12 protein-coding genes are annotated in these 13995 nt (G+C 73.1%); 7 read left to right on the top strand and 5 right to left on the bottom strand.

All coding sequences use genetic code 11. The features are described from left to right. Positions 1-2: 2 nt before the first annotated feature. The gene (locus ACIGW4_RS10135; RefSeq protein WP_398707250.1) at positions 3-680 is read right to left on the bottom strand and encodes a DUF6542 domain-containing protein; all 678 of its coding nucleotides are present in this window, start codon (positions 678-680) and stop codon (positions 3-5) included. A gap of 161 nt (positions 681-841) precedes the next feature. Here ACIGW4_RS10135 and ychF point away from each other — a divergent pair, with 161 nt between their 5' ends. Further along, positions 842-1930, top strand: a complete 1089-nt coding sequence (ychF, locus tag ACIGW4_RS10130; RefSeq protein ID WP_123455223.1) for a redox-regulated ATPase YchF — start codon at positions 842-844, stop codon at positions 1928-1930. A gap of 160 nt (positions 1931-2090) precedes the next feature. Here ychF and ACIGW4_RS10125 read toward each other — a convergent pair whose 3' ends face one another. Genes ACIGW4_RS10125 through ACIGW4_RS10115 form a run of 3 tightly spaced genes read right to left on the bottom strand, consistent with a single transcriptional unit; the run spans position 2091 to position 3094 of the window. Then, positions 2091-2435: a DUF6000 family protein gene (locus ACIGW4_RS10125; RefSeq protein ID WP_398707268.1), complete on the bottom strand. Its 345-nt coding sequence runs from the start codon at positions 2433-2435 to the stop codon at positions 2091-2093. Positions 2436-2438: 3 nt separating this feature from the next. Continuing rightward, a complete protein-coding gene (locus ACIGW4_RS10120; RefSeq protein WP_399579655.1) occupies positions 2439-2852 on the bottom strand; it encodes a hypothetical protein in 414 nt (137 codons plus the stop codon). Further along, positions 2849-3094, bottom strand: a complete 246-nt coding sequence (locus ACIGW4_RS10115; protein ID WP_399579654.1) for a CPCC family cysteine-rich protein — start codon at positions 3092-3094, stop codon at positions 2849-2851. The genes ACIGW4_RS10120 and ACIGW4_RS10115 overlap by 4 nt, the downstream gene beginning before the upstream one ends. Before the next feature lie 202 nt (positions 3095-3296). Between ACIGW4_RS10115 and ACIGW4_RS10110 the strand changes: the two genes are divergently transcribed. Together ACIGW4_RS10110 and ACIGW4_RS10105 are read left to right on the top strand one after the other, a co-directional pair. Continuing rightward, positions 3297-5942 carry a BTAD domain-containing putative transcriptional regulator gene (locus ACIGW4_RS10110; protein ID WP_399579653.1) on the top strand — a complete coding sequence of 882 codons (2646 nt, stop codon included), beginning with the start codon at positions 3297-3299 and terminating at the stop codon, positions 5940-5942. A 129-nt stretch (positions 5943-6071) separates the two neighbouring features. After that, positions 6072-6848 carry a DUF4232 domain-containing protein gene (locus tag ACIGW4_RS10105; RefSeq protein ID WP_398707275.1) on the top strand — a complete coding sequence of 259 codons (777 nt, stop codon included), beginning with the start codon at positions 6072-6074 and terminating at the stop codon, positions 6846-6848. 55 nt (positions 6849-6903) lie between these two features. Here the strand turns inward: ACIGW4_RS10105 and ACIGW4_RS10100 are convergent, their stop codons facing one another. Further along, complete coding sequence (locus tag ACIGW4_RS10100) at positions 6904-8016, bottom strand: threonine synthase (protein ID WP_399579651.1); 1113 nt, start codon at positions 8014-8016, stop codon at positions 6904-6906. 185 nt (positions 8017-8201) lie between these two features. On the opposite strand from ACIGW4_RS10100, the gene ACIGW4_RS10095 reads away from it, so the two are divergent. The 4 genes from ACIGW4_RS10095 to ACIGW4_RS10080 all read left to right on the top strand — a co-directional run. Beyond that, complete coding sequence (locus ACIGW4_RS10095) at positions 8202-9776, top strand: S8 family peptidase (RefSeq protein ID WP_123455229.1); 1575 nt, start codon at positions 8202-8204, stop codon at positions 9774-9776. A 272-nt stretch (positions 9777-10048) separates the two neighbouring features. Further along, on the top strand, positions 10049-11131 hold the full coding sequence (locus ACIGW4_RS10090) for a DUF4190 domain-containing protein (protein WP_399579649.1): 1083 nt from the start codon (positions 10049-10051) through the stop codon (positions 11129-11131). 376 nt (positions 11132-11507) lie between these two features. Continuing rightward, on the top strand, positions 11508-12260 hold the full coding sequence (locus tag ACIGW4_RS10085; RefSeq protein ID WP_123455230.1) for a GntR family transcriptional regulator: 753 nt from the start codon (positions 11508-11510) through the stop codon (positions 12258-12260). A 614-nt stretch (positions 12261-12874) separates the two neighbouring features. Beyond that, a partial coding sequence (locus ACIGW4_RS10080) for an IS110 family transposase (RefSeq protein ID WP_399579646.1) occupies positions 12875-13995 on the top strand: 1121 nt, incomplete at its 3' end.

Here is a 13995-nt window from a genome sequence, read left to right as displayed (position 1 = left end):
GCTCAGGCCGCCGGCCGCCGTCCCGCAGCAGCAGCGGCAGCAGCGGCGGCGGCCGCAGCCCGCTGATGGCGCCGCCCCATGTCCCGCACCTTGCGGACGCTCGCGATGAGACCGGCGACGAGGGTGCCGCCGTAGAGCCAGCCGGCGTGCACGGCGAGGGCGGTCACGACGGCCATGGCCTGGCCGCCGAGGCCGCCCGTGCCGCCCGCGATGGGGACGACCCCGACGGCGAAGGCGATGGGGACGCCGATCGGGGCGGTGACCAGGTCGGCGGTCCGGACCCAGAGCGCGGTCAGGGCGCTGACCGGCAGGAACAGCAGCCCGTAGACGGCGGGGGAGCCGTCCAGGAGCAGCTGGTCGAGGAGACCGAGGGCCAGCATGACGGCGGAGGCGAAGAGCCCGGCGCCGAGCCCGGTGAGGCGGGGCGAGGGGAGCCGGCGCAGGGCGAGGACGACCGGCGGCACGGGCCGGCGCCCGGCGGGCCGCCCGGGCGCACGGACCGGCCCGCCGGCGACCGGGGCCCGCTCCACCCGGGCGCGGCCGGGCGCGCGGCCGGCTCTGCCGGTCACGCGGTAGACGGCCGCGCCCTCCACGAGAGCGCCGGGCGGTGCGACCGGCGGCGTGGTGGGGGTCTGCGGCCTTCGGCGGCCTTGCGGCTGACTTGTCCTGTGCTGCTCCACCTGACCAACGTAGGTCGGAAAGGGGCGGGAACCGGGTCCGGGACACGCCCTTTGGGTGACCTTGCCCCCGAGAACGACCGAAGGTCTCCGTCACTGGCCGGTTCGGCCCGCCCGTAAACTGGGGGATCGGCCCACCATCCACACTTCAGGAAGTCGCCACCGTGTCGCTCACGATCGGAATCGTCGGTCTGCCGAATGTCGGCAAGTCGACCCTGTTCAACGCCCTGACCAAGAACGACGTGCTGGCGGCCAACTACCCGTTCGCCACGATCGAGCCCAACGTCGGCGTCGTCGGTGTCCCCGACCCCCGCCTGGCCAAGCTCGCGGAGATCTTCGGCTCCCAGCGCATCCTCCCGGCGACGGTCGACTTCGTCGACATCGCCGGCATCGTGCGCGGCGCGAGCGAGGGCGAGGGCCTGGGCAACAAGTTCCTCGCGAACATCCGCGAGTCGGACGCGATCTGCCAGGTCATCCGCGCCTTCAAGGACGAGAACGTCGTCCACGTCGACGGCAAGGTCTCGCCGAAGGACGACATCGAGACGATCAACACCGAGCTGATCCTCGCCGACCTCCAGACCATCGAGAAGGTCCTTCCGCGCCTCCAGAAGGAGTCCCGGATCAAGAAGGACGTGGCGCCCAAGGTCGCCGCCGTCGAGGCCGCCCAGGCGATCCTGGAGAAGGGCGACACCCTCTTCTCGCAGGGCATCGTCCAGGGCTCGGAGAAGGCGGAGCTGCTGCACGACCTCCACCTCCTCACCACGAAGCCGTTCCTGTACGTCTTCAACGTGGACGAGGACGAGCTCACGGACGAGGCCTTCAAGGCCGAGCAGAGCGCCCTGGTCGCCCCGGCCGAGGCGATCTTCCTCAACGCCAAGCTGGAGGCGGACCTCGCCGAGCTCGACGAGGAGGACGCCATGGAGCTCCTCCAGTCCGTCGGCGCCGAGGAGCCCGGCCTCGCCACCCTCGCCCGCGTCGGCTTCGCCACCCTCGGTCTCCAGACCTACCTGACGGCCGGCCCGAAGGAATCCCGCGCCTGGACGATCAAGCAGGGCGCGACGGCCCCCGAGGCGGCCGGTGTCATCCACACCGACTTCCAGAAGGGCTTCATCAAGGCCGAGGTCATCTCCTTCGCCGACCTCGTCGAGACGGGCTCGGTCGCCGAGGCCCGCGCGGCCGGCAAGGCCCGCATGGAGGGCAAGGAGTACGTCATGCAGGACGGCGACGTCGTGGAGTTCCGCTTCAACGTCTGACCGCGCGCCCAGAGGCGGCCTGACCTGCGGCGATGCAGGTCAGGCCGTTGTGGTGTCCGCAGCAGTCCGCAGAACTTCAGCCTGGTGAGTCGTTCTCGGGTACAGAGACTGGTGTCGGCGGCCAGGGGGGCGGAAGCGGCCAGTACTCGCGCAAAGCCGGCTACAGCCGCCTGCAGTGGGCGCTGCCGGAGTAGCAGACCTCGCCGGCCAGGAGCAGGTCGCCGATGCGTGCCCGGAACCGTTCGCGGCGGTCGGCGCCGATCAGCCAGGCGGCGGTGAGGCGCGAGCGCCATTCGTACCCGAGGAGGGCTTCCAGCTCCTCGTCGGTGATCGCGGCGGCGTCATTGAGCAGGTGCCGGGTGAAGCGGGTGGTGTGCCACCACCGGGGGCCCAGGAACCGCCCGCCGTTCAGTACGAGGTAGCGCGGGAGGCCCCCGTACGTCCTCGTCACGTAGCTCTCGACCACGTGGTCGTAGCCGATTTCGGCGGGGTGCTGGGACGGCATCGGTCACCTCTCCGGGTGCAGGTCGGTCCGGTCGATCCAAGTGGGGGCGACGAAGATGTCGTCGCCGACGGGGGCTTCGGAGGCTTCCGGCAGGGACCAGACGCGGGACTCCTCGACCAAGTGCTCCCAGGGAGCGGTCCAGTCGAGTTCCCAGTCCAGGCCGGTGTCGGAGACGCCGTACGTGCGGCCGGCGTCCACGCGCCAGAACTGGGAGTGGAGGATCACCTGGGCGTGGTCGCCCACCTCCTCGAAGACCTCGATGGCGGTCAGCTGACCGAAGCCGCCGAGGGAGGGCAGGCCGTCGATGACGGCGGGCATGGCGTCGGCGCCGATCCAGATCAGCTCCGTACGCGCGTCGTAGGACTCGACGGCCTTGCCGTCGAGCTGCTGGACGAGTGTCTCGATGTGGGAGGTCATGACGTGGAGTGGTTCCGGCGCCAGAAGGCGGGCAGCCACCAGCAGGGCACCGAGTGGTCGGCGGGCCATGGGGCGCGGTCCTCGGCCGCCCGGTCCTCGAAGGAGTCCCGTGCCAGGTCGATGGGGCGCCAGGCGGGGTCGAGGGGCTCGTCGTCGGCCGGAGGGCGGACGTAGCAGGCGCCGAACTCCTGGTAGTTGCGTTGGGCCTCGATCAGGGAGACCTTGTTCGCCCTGCCTGCCATGGTCGCCCCGGAAGGGACCGGACCCCGAGAAGCCGGCCGGGCCGGAGCGGCTCCGCTGCCCCGGCCCGGTCGACCGCCGTGTCCGGATAGCGACGGCGGAGGCGTGGGCGGGGAACGGCGGGGGCGGGCGGGCCTCTACCCACAAGTATCCTCGAAGGCCGGAGATGGGGGGCTTCAAGGACAGGGACCGCGGAGGTATCAGGTGGAGTTCAGGCTGCTCGGCTCCGTCGCGCTGGTGACGGAGGACAGGGACGTAGCCTTGGGGCCCGCCAAGCGGTCCAGCCTGTTGGCCATGTTGCTGCTGCGCCCCAACAGCGCAGTGAACGTCGGTCAGTTGATCGACGCCCTGTGGGAGGAGGAGCCGCCCACGCACGCCAAGACCGTCCTCCAGGGGCACGTCTCGCGGCTGCGGGCGCTGCTCGCCGAGCACGAGGCCGAGGCGTACGGGGTCGAGCTCGCGACGCAGGGTTCGGCGTACGTGCTCCGGATGCCCGAGTCGCTCGTGGACGCCCACCGCTTCGAGGAGCTCGTCGGTCTCGCCGGCGTCCAGCGCCGGCCCGCCGACGCGGTGCGGATGCTGCGGGAGGCGCTGTCGTACTGGCAGGGGCCCGCGCTCACCGGCACCGTGCACAGCCGGCCCCTCGAAGCCGCGGCGAGCGGTCTGGAGGAGATGCGGCTCGCCTCGGTGGAGGCGCTGGCGGAGGCGTACGGGCAGCTCGGCGAGCACGGCAGGGCCGCCGCCGTCCTGCGCACCGAGGCCGTCGCCCACCCGCTGCGCGAGTCCCTGGCCGCCGCGCTGATGCTGGCGCTCGCCCGCTCCGGCCGGCAGTCGGACGCGATCGACTGGTACCACAGGACCCGGCGGCTGCTCGCCGAGGAACTGGGCGTCGACCCCGGCGAGGCCCTCGGCGAGGCGTACGCGACGCTGCTCCGTTCCGCCGCGCCCGTCTCCGCGCCCCGTCCCGCCGTCGACGTCAGGGCCCCGGCGCCGGAGGGCCTGCCGCGGGCGCCGCGCGGCTTCACCGGCCGCGCGGCCGAGCTGGCCGCGCTCGACCGTGCCGTGCGCGCCGGGGACGGCCCCGTCTGCCTCGTCACCGGACCGGCCGGCGTCGGCAAGACCGCCTTCGCCGTCCACTGGGCCTACGAGCGGCGCGACGACTTCCCCGACGGGCGGCTCTTCGCCGACCTGCGCGGCTTCAGCGAGACCCCGGCGCCCGAGACGGCCGCCGTCCTGCGGGACTTCCTGCTCGCCCTCGGCGTCTCGCCGCAGCGGATCCCCGAGACCGTCGACGCGCGCGGGGCGCTGTTCCGCTCCCTGACCGCCGGACGCCGGCTGCTCGTCGTCCTCGACAACGCCCGCTCCTCCGAGCAGGTCCGGCCGCTGCTGCCCGGCGGCGACCACTGCGCCACCCTCGTCACCAGCCGCGACCGGCTCGGCGGCCTCATCGCCTCCGACGCCGCCCGCCCCGTGCCGCTCGGGCACCTCAAGGCGGCCGCCTCGGCCGCCCTGCTCACGAGCGTGCTCGGCGAGGAGCGGGTCGCCGCCGAACCGGCCGCCGCCACCCGGCTCGCCCGCCTCTGCGACGGACTGCCGCTCGCCCTCCGGGTGACGGCGGCCCGCCTGGCCGAGCGGCCGCAGTGGACGCTCGACGCGATGGTCGGCGAACTCGCCGACGAGCAGAGCCGGTTGGCGCTGCTCGACGTGGAGGACCGGGGCGTCTCCGCCGCGCTGCGCCTCACCGTGCAGCAGATCCCGGAGTCCGCCGCCCGGATGTTCCGCGCGATCGGCCTGCACACCGGCTCCGACCTGGACCGGTTCGCGGCGGGCGCGCTCGCCGGGACGACGCCCGGGCAGGCCTCCGCCGACCTGGACCGGCTCGCCGCCGCGCACCTGCTCACCGAGGCCGTCCCCGGCCGCTGGACGCCGCACGACCTGGTGCGCCTCTACGCGCGCCATCTCGCCCCGCAGGCCGACCCCGAGGGCCTGCCCCGGCTCCTCGACCACTACCTCTACACGGGCCTCGCGGCCGACGCCGCCGCCGAGCCCGGCTCGCAGCCCTGCTACTCGCTGCCCGCCGACGCCCGACGGCCCGCCGCGACACGGGAGTTCGAGGACCGTACGGCGGCACTCGACTGGTACGCGGCCGAGCGGCCCGCCCTGGAGGGCGCCGTCGCCGCCGCGGCCGCCCTCGGGATGCACGACCGGGCCTGGCGGCTCGCCCTCGTGCCGTGGCCGCTGATGCTCCGGCGCATCGGGGACGGCTGGACCCCGCTCCTGGAGGCCGGACTCGCCTCGGCCGAGGCGATCGGCGACCTCGACGCGCAGTCGCGCGCGCGTGCCCTGCTCGGCTGGATCCTGCACGAGGAGGGCCGGAGCGCCGAGGCCCTGGTCCACCTGGAGAAGGCGCCCGGACTGGCCGCCCGGGCCGGCGACCCGATCAGCGAGGCCATCGGGTACATCAACTACGCCGCCGTCCTGGACGCGACCGGCGAGCACGAGCGGGCCGGGCTGCTCATGCTGCACGCCGTCGACCTCGCCGACCGCACCGGCCACCCCTCCACCCAGGTGCTGACCCTCCAGCACCTGGCGGGCCACTGCCTGAAGGCGGAGGAGTACGAGGCGGCGCTCGCGCACACCCTTCGCGCCGGGGAACTGGTCTCACCCGACGCGGTGGTCGTCCGGGCCTCGCTGCAGATCACCCGGGGCGAGGCGCTGGCCGGCATCGGCCGGCTGGAAGAGGCGGCAGACCAGTTGGAACGGGCGATCGTCGCGGCCGACGCGGCCGGTTTCACCGAGGGTTCGGCGCGGGCCGCCGCGCATCTCTCGCGGCTGACAGCGAATCGTTAGCGGTACGCAAGCGGGACGGCAGCGCCGGCCGGGAAGCTGGATGCAGCACCGGGGAGAACAGTCCGGTGCCGCGGGGCGCGCGCATCGAGCGGACGCCCCGACCGACCGCGTCAACGGGGGAGAACCACCATGCGCAACCACCGCAAGAACACCGTCCTGGCCGCCGCCGCCATTGCCGCCCTCTCGCTGGGGCTGACCGCCTGCGGCGGCGGGGACGACGCCTCGGGCGCCAAGGACGCGGGGAGCGCGACCGCCTCCCCGTCCACCGCCGGTACGGGGGACGGCGGCACGGCCGGCGGCGCGACGGCGAACCAGACCGCCACGAAGGGCGGCTCCGGCTCCACGGGCGGGTCGGCCTCCGGCGGCTCCACGGCGGGCGGCTCCACCGCCTCCACGGGCTCCGCGGGCGGCTCGAAGGCCGGCTCCGGCACGGGCGGCTCCACCGGCTCCACCGGCGGGAAGAGCTCCGCCGCGGCCCCCGCCTGCGCCTACGGCGACATCAAGGTCACGGCGGCGAAGGCGGACGAGGTCCCGACCGAGCACATCACCCTCACCGCCACCAACACCTCCGGCCGCTCGTGCACCCTGCTCGAGTACCCGCTCATCGCCTTCGGCCCGATCCAGACCGCCAAGGACGTCCCGGCCGTCGCGAAGAGCAAGCCGGCCGCGCCGGTCGTCCTGAAGCCCGGCGCGCCCGCCTACGCGAACGTGCGGATCGCGCTCGGCGGCGCCCACGAGGACAACAAGGTCGTGAACGAGTTCAACGTGAACCTCTTCGCCGCCCAGGGCCCGGCCGAGGGCAGCATCGTCGTCAAGGCCCCCGCCGGCGGCCTGGCGGTCGACGAGGCCGCCGCGAAGACGGGTTACTGGACGTACGAGCTCCGCAACGGCGCCGACGAGTTCTGATCCCTCGCCGGAGGTTCCGGTCGCGGGACGGGTGCCGGTCCGCGCCGAGCTCCGGTCACGGCGCGAGGCCGGTCTTCGCGCCCGCCCCGCACAGCGGCACCACCGTGAGGCCGGGACGGGGCGGAGCCGCGTCCACCGCGGCCCAGCAGGCCACGCCGGTCGCCTCGACGAACAGGCCCCGGCGGGCCAGGTCCCTCTGGGCCGTACGGATCTGGTCCTCCGTCACCGTCAGGAACGTGCCGCCCGTCGCGCGGACCGCCCGCAGGATCTGGCGGGCGCGCGGCGGCGCCGGGATCGCGATGCCCTCGGCGAGGGTGGGACGGGCGGCGGCCCGACCGGAGAGGTCCTCCGCGCCCGCGTGGAAGGCCTCGGCCAGCGGGGACACGGCCGCCGCCTGGACGGCGACCAGGGCGGGCCGGGTGTCGACGAGGCCGTGGCGGTGCAGCTCGTCGAGGGCGAGGGCGGCGCCGAGGAGCAGGGTGCCGTTGCCGACGGGGACGACGATCGTGTCCGGGAGGCGCCCGCCGAGCTCCTCCCACAGCTCGTACACATAGGTCTTGGTGCCGTGCAGGAAGTACGGGTTGTACACGTGCGAGGCGTAGAAGACGCCCGGCTCGTCGGCGGCCTCGCGCGCCGCCCGGGCCGTCGCCTCGCGGTCGCCGGGCACCTCGACGACCCGGGCCCCGTGGGCCCGGATCTGCTCCAGCTTCTTGGGTGACGTGCCCTCGGGGACGTACACGACGCAGTCGAGCCCGGCCCGCGCGCCGTACGCCGCGATCGCCGTGCCCGCGTTGCCGCTGCTGTCGGCGAGGACCGTGCGGGGCTCCAGTCGGCGGGCGTGCGCGGCGAGCATCACGGCGCCCCGGTCCTTGAAGGACAGGGTCGGCATGAGGAAGTCGAGTTTGGCCGAAACCGAGTCGGTGAGGCGGACGAGCGGGGTGCGGCCCTCGCCGAGGCTCACCTCGGGCCCGTACGGGAGCGGAGGCAGTGCCTCCGTGTAACGCCACAATGAATTCACGCGTGAGGCGAGTGACGGGAGGGAGACCGGCGCACTCGTGAACGCGAGGTCCCAGGGGCCGCGGCACCGCGGACAACACCAGGTGAGGGCGTCGGTGGGGGACTGGATCCGGCAGCGGGGGCACTCGTAGGCGGTCATGGGGGGCAGCATGTCAGCCGTGTGGCACGGGCGTTGCGGAGCTGTGGGGACCCTTGTGGGATTCCTATGGATCAGACAATCTTTCGCTCGGCAGCCGGACGTTCGGGACGGCGCGGGCCCTCCGCGTCGTATTGACATGTCCATGCCGTAATCGCGTGTCGTGCTCCTGCCTTTCCCCCCACGAGGAGGACCCCCACATGTCAGTGATGCGTACACCGCGTCGCCGGACGGCCACCGCCGCGGCCGTCGCCGTCGCCGCCCTCGCGCTCGGCTCCCTCACCGCCCTCCCGGCGGCCGCCGCGCCGACCGCCCCCGAAGGCGTCATCGAGAACGCCGGCGCCGAGGGCACCGTCCCGGGCAGCTACATCGTCACCCTCGACGAGTCCACGCAGGCGGAGACCGCCCGGGGCCGGGCCGTCGCCGCCAAGTTCGGCGCGAAGATCAAGCGGACCTACACCACGGCGGTCAACGGCTACTCCGTCGAGCTCTCCGAGGCGCAGGCGCGGAAGCTGGCGGCCGACCCGGCGGTGAAGTCCGTCGTCCAGAACCGCGTCTTCCACGTCGACGGCACCCAGCCCTCCCCGCCCTCCTGGGGCCTGGACCGGATCGACCAGAAGGCCCTTCCGCTGAACCAGAGCTACACCTACCCGGACTCCGCGGGCCAGGGCGTCACGGCGTACATCATCGACACCGGCGTCCGCATCACCCACACCGACTTCGGCGGCCGCGCCTCCTACGGCTACGACGCCATCGACAACGACAACACCGCCCAGGACGGCCACGGCCACGGCACCCACGTCGCCGGCACCGTCGCGGGCACCTCGTACGGCGTCGCGAAGAAGGCGAAGATCGTCGGCGTCCGCGTCCTCGACAACTCCGGCTCCGGCACGACCGAGCAGGTCGTCGCCGGCATCGACTGGGTGACGCAGCACGCCGTCAAGCCGGCCGTCGCCAACATGAGCCTCGGCGGCGGCGTCGACTCCGTCCTCGACGACGCCGTCCGCAACTCGATCGCCTCCGGCATCACCTACGCGGTCGCCGCCGGCAACGAGACCGACAACGCCGCCAACCACTCGCCCGCGCGCGTGGCCGAGGCCATCACCGTCGGCGCCACCACGTCGAGCGACGCCAAGGCCAGCTACTCCAACTACGGCAGCGGCCTCGACCTCTTCGCCCCGGGCTCCTCCATCACCTCGTCCTGGGGCACCGGCGACACCGCCACCAACACCATCTCCGGCACGTCGATGGCGACCCCGCACGTCGCCGGCGCCGCCGCCCTCTACCTGGCGGACAACCCGACGGCGACCCCGGCGCAGGTCTCCACGGCCCTGACGGCCGCCGCCACCCCGAACGTCGTCACCAGCCCCGGCACCGGCTCCCCGAACAAGCTGCTGTACGTCGGCGGCGGCACCACCCCGCCGCCCACCGGCCCGAAGTTCGAGAACACCACGGACTACGCGATCAACGACAACGCGACCGTCGAGTCCCCGGTCACCGTCAGCGGCGTCACGGGCAACGCCCCCGCCGCCCTCCAGGTGCCCGTGAACATCGTCCACACCTACATCGGTGACCTCCAGGTCCAGCTGATCGCCCCCGACGGCACGGCGTACACGCTGAAGGCCTTCGGCACCGGCGGCAGCGCGGACAACATCAACACCACGTACACCGTGAACGCCTCCTCGGAGGTCGCCAACGGCACGTGGAAGCTGCGGGTCACGGACAACGCGTCCCTCGACACCGGGAAGATCGACTCCTGGGCCCTGCAGTTCTGAGTCCGGTCCGACGCGGTTCGGGCCCGGCCCGATCCGATGCGTGAGGGGCGGTCGTCTCATGACGGCCGCCCCGTTCCGCACGCCGGGTCCCGAGTGATCACCCCCTCCGCCCGCCGCGTACGATGCGCGCCCGAGCGTTTGTTCGCATCGCCCGTCCGCAACAGGAGCCCGTACTCGTGGAGCCGAGCCAGCCGACCCCGCCGACCCCACCTCCCCCCGGCGGCCCGCGGCCCGGGGGGTGGGCCGCCCCCGGGCCGTACACCTCGCCCGGAATGCCGTACGCGGCCGGCCCCTACGGCGGCCCGCCCGGGGGGCCGGGAGCCGTCCCGTACGGGCAGCCGCCGCGACGCTCCACCAACGGCCTCGCCATCGGCTCCCTCGTCTCCGGCATCGTCTGCTGCCTCCCGCCCCTCGGTCTGGTCCTCGGCCTCGTCGCCCTCCCGCAGATCAGGAAGAAGGAGCAGGCGGGCAAGGGGCTCGCGATCGCCGGCATCGTGCTCTCCGCCGTCAGCTCCCTGCTGGTCGTCGTCGGCTTCGCGAGCGGCGGTTTCAGCGCGGCGTGGAACGGCTTCCAGAAGGGCGTGGACGAGGCCTCCCGCTCCAGGTCCCCGTACGCGCTGCGTACGGGACAGTGCTTCACCGACGCGAGCAAGGGGGAGGAGTACGCGACGGACGTGAAGGCCGTCGACTGCGCCCGCCCGCACGACGGCGAGGTCACCGGGGACTTCAAGGTGACCGGCTTCGACAAGTGGCCCGGCGACGAGACGATCGACAAGCTCGCCGAGACGCGCTGCGAGGCGATCAACTCGGCCTACGCGATGGACACCTGGAAGGTCCCCGAGGACGTCTGGACCTACTCCTACCAGCCCACCAGCCGGAGTTGGCGCTTCGGCGACCGGGCGGTGACCTGCGTGCTCGCCAGTGAGAAGAAGCGGTTCAGCGGCTCGGTGCGTTCCGACAGCCTCACCTTGAACGCGGATCAGATGTCCTTCCTGATGGCCGTCAACCCGATCGAGAAGGCCGTCTACGAGGAGCCGGAGGACGACCCGGACGAGGACTTCGCCTCCAACAGGGAGTGGGCCGGGGAGGTGCTGAAGGCGATCGACGCGGCGCGTGCGGGCCTCAAGGGGCGCCCCTGGCCCGGCACGTCCGAGGCCGAGGTCGCGGCGCTCGGCAAGGAGCTCGACACGGCCTCGAAGCGCTGGGGCGAGCTGGCGACGGCGGCCGACGCGGACGCCTACTGGGAGGCGTACGACGCCGCCTGGGACGTCCTTCCCGAGGACCTGGGCGCCGACGCGCGGACCGCGCTCGGTCTGACGGGCACGCCGCCGGCGGGCGAGGGCACCCAGGCCTGAGCCGGAGCCGTCCGCACGGGGCGGAGGTACGGGAACGGGGCCGGGTCTCCTCCGCCGGGAGGCCCGGCCCCGCCGCGTGCGGACCGGACGGTGCTCCGGGGACGGCGGCCCGTGACCGACCGCCGTCCCCGGGCCCGGCACGCGCGGTGCCGGGCGTGCCGGGCAGAATTTATTGGTCTGGACCAATGGGGGTCAAGGGGTTTGAGCGGGATCCCGGGGGTCTCCTGGAGGTCTCGGGGATCCCCGGGAGACCTTCAGGGGTGACCGCCGGTAGCCGGGATTGTCATCACTTCGAGTGAAACTCTGGCCCATGCTTGCGGATGGCGACCGTGGGTTGTCAGGCTGTAGCTGTCAGTCAACCTGAGGGGAGTGTCCAGTGACGTTCGGTGAGCAGCCCGCCTACCTGCGCGTGGCGAGCGATCTGCGGGAGAAGATCGCCAACGGCTCGCTTCCACCGCATACCCGCCTCCCCTCGCAGGCACGCATCCGCGAGGAGTACGGGGTGTCGGACACCGTCGCGCTGGAAGCCCGCAAGGTGCTCATGGCGGAGGGGCTCGTGGAGGGGCGGTCGGGGTCGGGGACCTATGTGCGCGAGCGTCCCGTGCCCCGGCGCATCGCCCGCTCCGGCTACCGCCCCGCGTCCGGCGCCAGCCCCTTCCGTCAGGAACAGGCCGCCGAAGGGGCCCGCGGCACCTGGGAGTCGAGCAGCGAGCAGGAGCCGGCGAGCGTCGAGGTGGCCGAGCGGCTCGGCATCGAGCCGGGGGAGCGGGTGATGCGCACGCGGTACGTGTACCGGGACGGGGGCGAGCCCATGATGGTCTCCACCTCCTGGGAGCCCCTCGCCGTCACCGGCCGGACGCCCGTCATGCTGCCCGAGGAGGGCCCCCTGGGCGGCTGCGGCGTCGTCGAGCGCATGGCGGCCATCGACGTGGTCGTGGACAACGTGGTGGAGGAGGTGGGGGCCAGACCCGGCCTCGCGGAGGAGCTCCTCGCCCTCGGCGGGGTGCCGGGGCACGTGGTCATGGTCGTGGAGCGCACGTACTACGCCTCGGGCCGCGCCGTGGAGACGGCCGACGTCGTCGTCCCGGCCGACCGCTACCGCCTCACGTACCACCTGCCGGTGCGCTGACCCGCGCCGCCCGCCCGGGCGGCGCCCGCGCGCAGGTGACGGGCGGTCGGTTCCCGGGGCGGGGCGGGGCGGTGACGGTGGGCCGTCGGCCTCCGTGGCGGGGTGGAGACGGCGGCTCCTGCGGCCGAGCGGGGTCGACGAGCGTTCGGCCCCCGGATCGTGCCACGACGACGGGCCGTCAGCCGCACTGCCCCATGGCGACCGCGCACCGCCCCGACGGCCGTCACGAGCCGCCCTTCCGCGCCCCTTCCGCGACCCGACGCACGCCCGACACTGACGCGGTGTCCGTCGCCGGCGACGCGACCGGCGGCGACACGGTGTCCGGCGCCGCCCCCCGTACCAGCCGTCCCCTCCCCCCGTATCAGCCGTCCCCTCCCGTTACCTTCTTCGTGGCTCCGCAATGGGGCTACCGGCCTTCGGGTCCGGCATGACTTCCCCCTCCTGTTGTTGATGATCCGGGGGGTGGTGTCACCGGCCCCGGAGGCATCGACGGACCGCTGATGAGGGGCTTGAGCACCGGCTTCACCCAAGGCCGGAAGAGCTCTCCGTAACGTGGATGTGGCAGCTCGGTGCCCAGGCAAGGCCGGACGAAAGCGTGATGGAGGGGCCTGCACGTGATCGACACCGGCGACATCGACGTCTTCCTCGGCCTGGACGTCGGCAAGGGCGAACACCACGCCACCGCCGTCACACCGGCCGGAAAGAAAGCCTTCGACAAACGCCTGCCCAACACCGAACCCAAGCTCCGCGAACTCTTCGCAAAACTCCAGGCCAAGCACGGAACGGTGCTGGTTGTGGTCGACCAGCCGGCCTCAATCGGCGCCCTGCCGCTCGCGGTCGCCCGGGACATGGGCTGCCCGGTCGCCTATCTGCCAGGACTGACGATGCGACGGATCGCCGACCTCTACCCCGGCGAGGCCAAAACGGACGCGAAGGACGCGTTCATCATCGCCGACGCCGCCCGCGCGATGCCGCACACGCTGCGGGCCATCGACGGCGAGGACGAGACGATCGCCGAGCTGGAGATGATCGTCGGCTTCGACGACGACCTGGCCGGCGAGGCCACCCGCGTCGCGAACCGGCTCCACGGCCTGCTGACCCAGATCCACCCGTCGCTGGAACGGGTGCTGGGACCGCGGCTGCAGCATCCAGCCGTCCTCACGCTGCTGGAACGGTTCGGCTCCCCGGCCCAGATCCGCAAGGCCGGCCGTCGACGGCTGATAACCCTGCTGAGACCGAAGGCCCCGCGGATGGCCGAGCGGCTGGTCGAGGACATCTTCGACGCCCTGGACGAGCAGACCGTGACCGTCCCGGGCACGGAGGCGGCCGCGCTGATCGTCCCGAGCCTGGCCGGATCGCTCACGTCCGTGCTCGACCAGCGGAAACTGCTGGCCGGGCGGATCGAGGAATTGCTGGAGGCCCACCCTCTTTCCAAGGTCCTGACCTCGATGCCGGGAGTCGGCGTCAGGACCGGAGCCAGGATCCTGATCGAGGTCGGCGACGGCAGCACCTTCCCGACCGCCGGCCACCTCGCCGCCTACGCCGGACTCGCACCCGCGACCCGGAGCTCAGGCTCCTCGATCCGCGGCGAACAACCCTCCCGGAGAGGAAACAAGCAGCTCAAACGGGCCTTCTTCCTCTCCGCGTTCGCAGCCCTGGGTGACCCGGCATCCCGGGCCTACTACGACAAGAAGATCGCCCAGGGCAAGCACCACACCCAGGCCCTGCTCTGCCT

This window comes from Streptomyces sp. NPDC053513, from assembly GCF_044544765.1.
GTDB lineage: Bacteria > Actinomycetota > Actinomycetes > Streptomycetales > Streptomycetaceae > Streptomyces > Streptomyces litmocidini.
The sequence above is the reverse complement of the archived record's forward strand: the minus strand, read 5'-3'. Positions and strand labels throughout refer to the sequence as shown.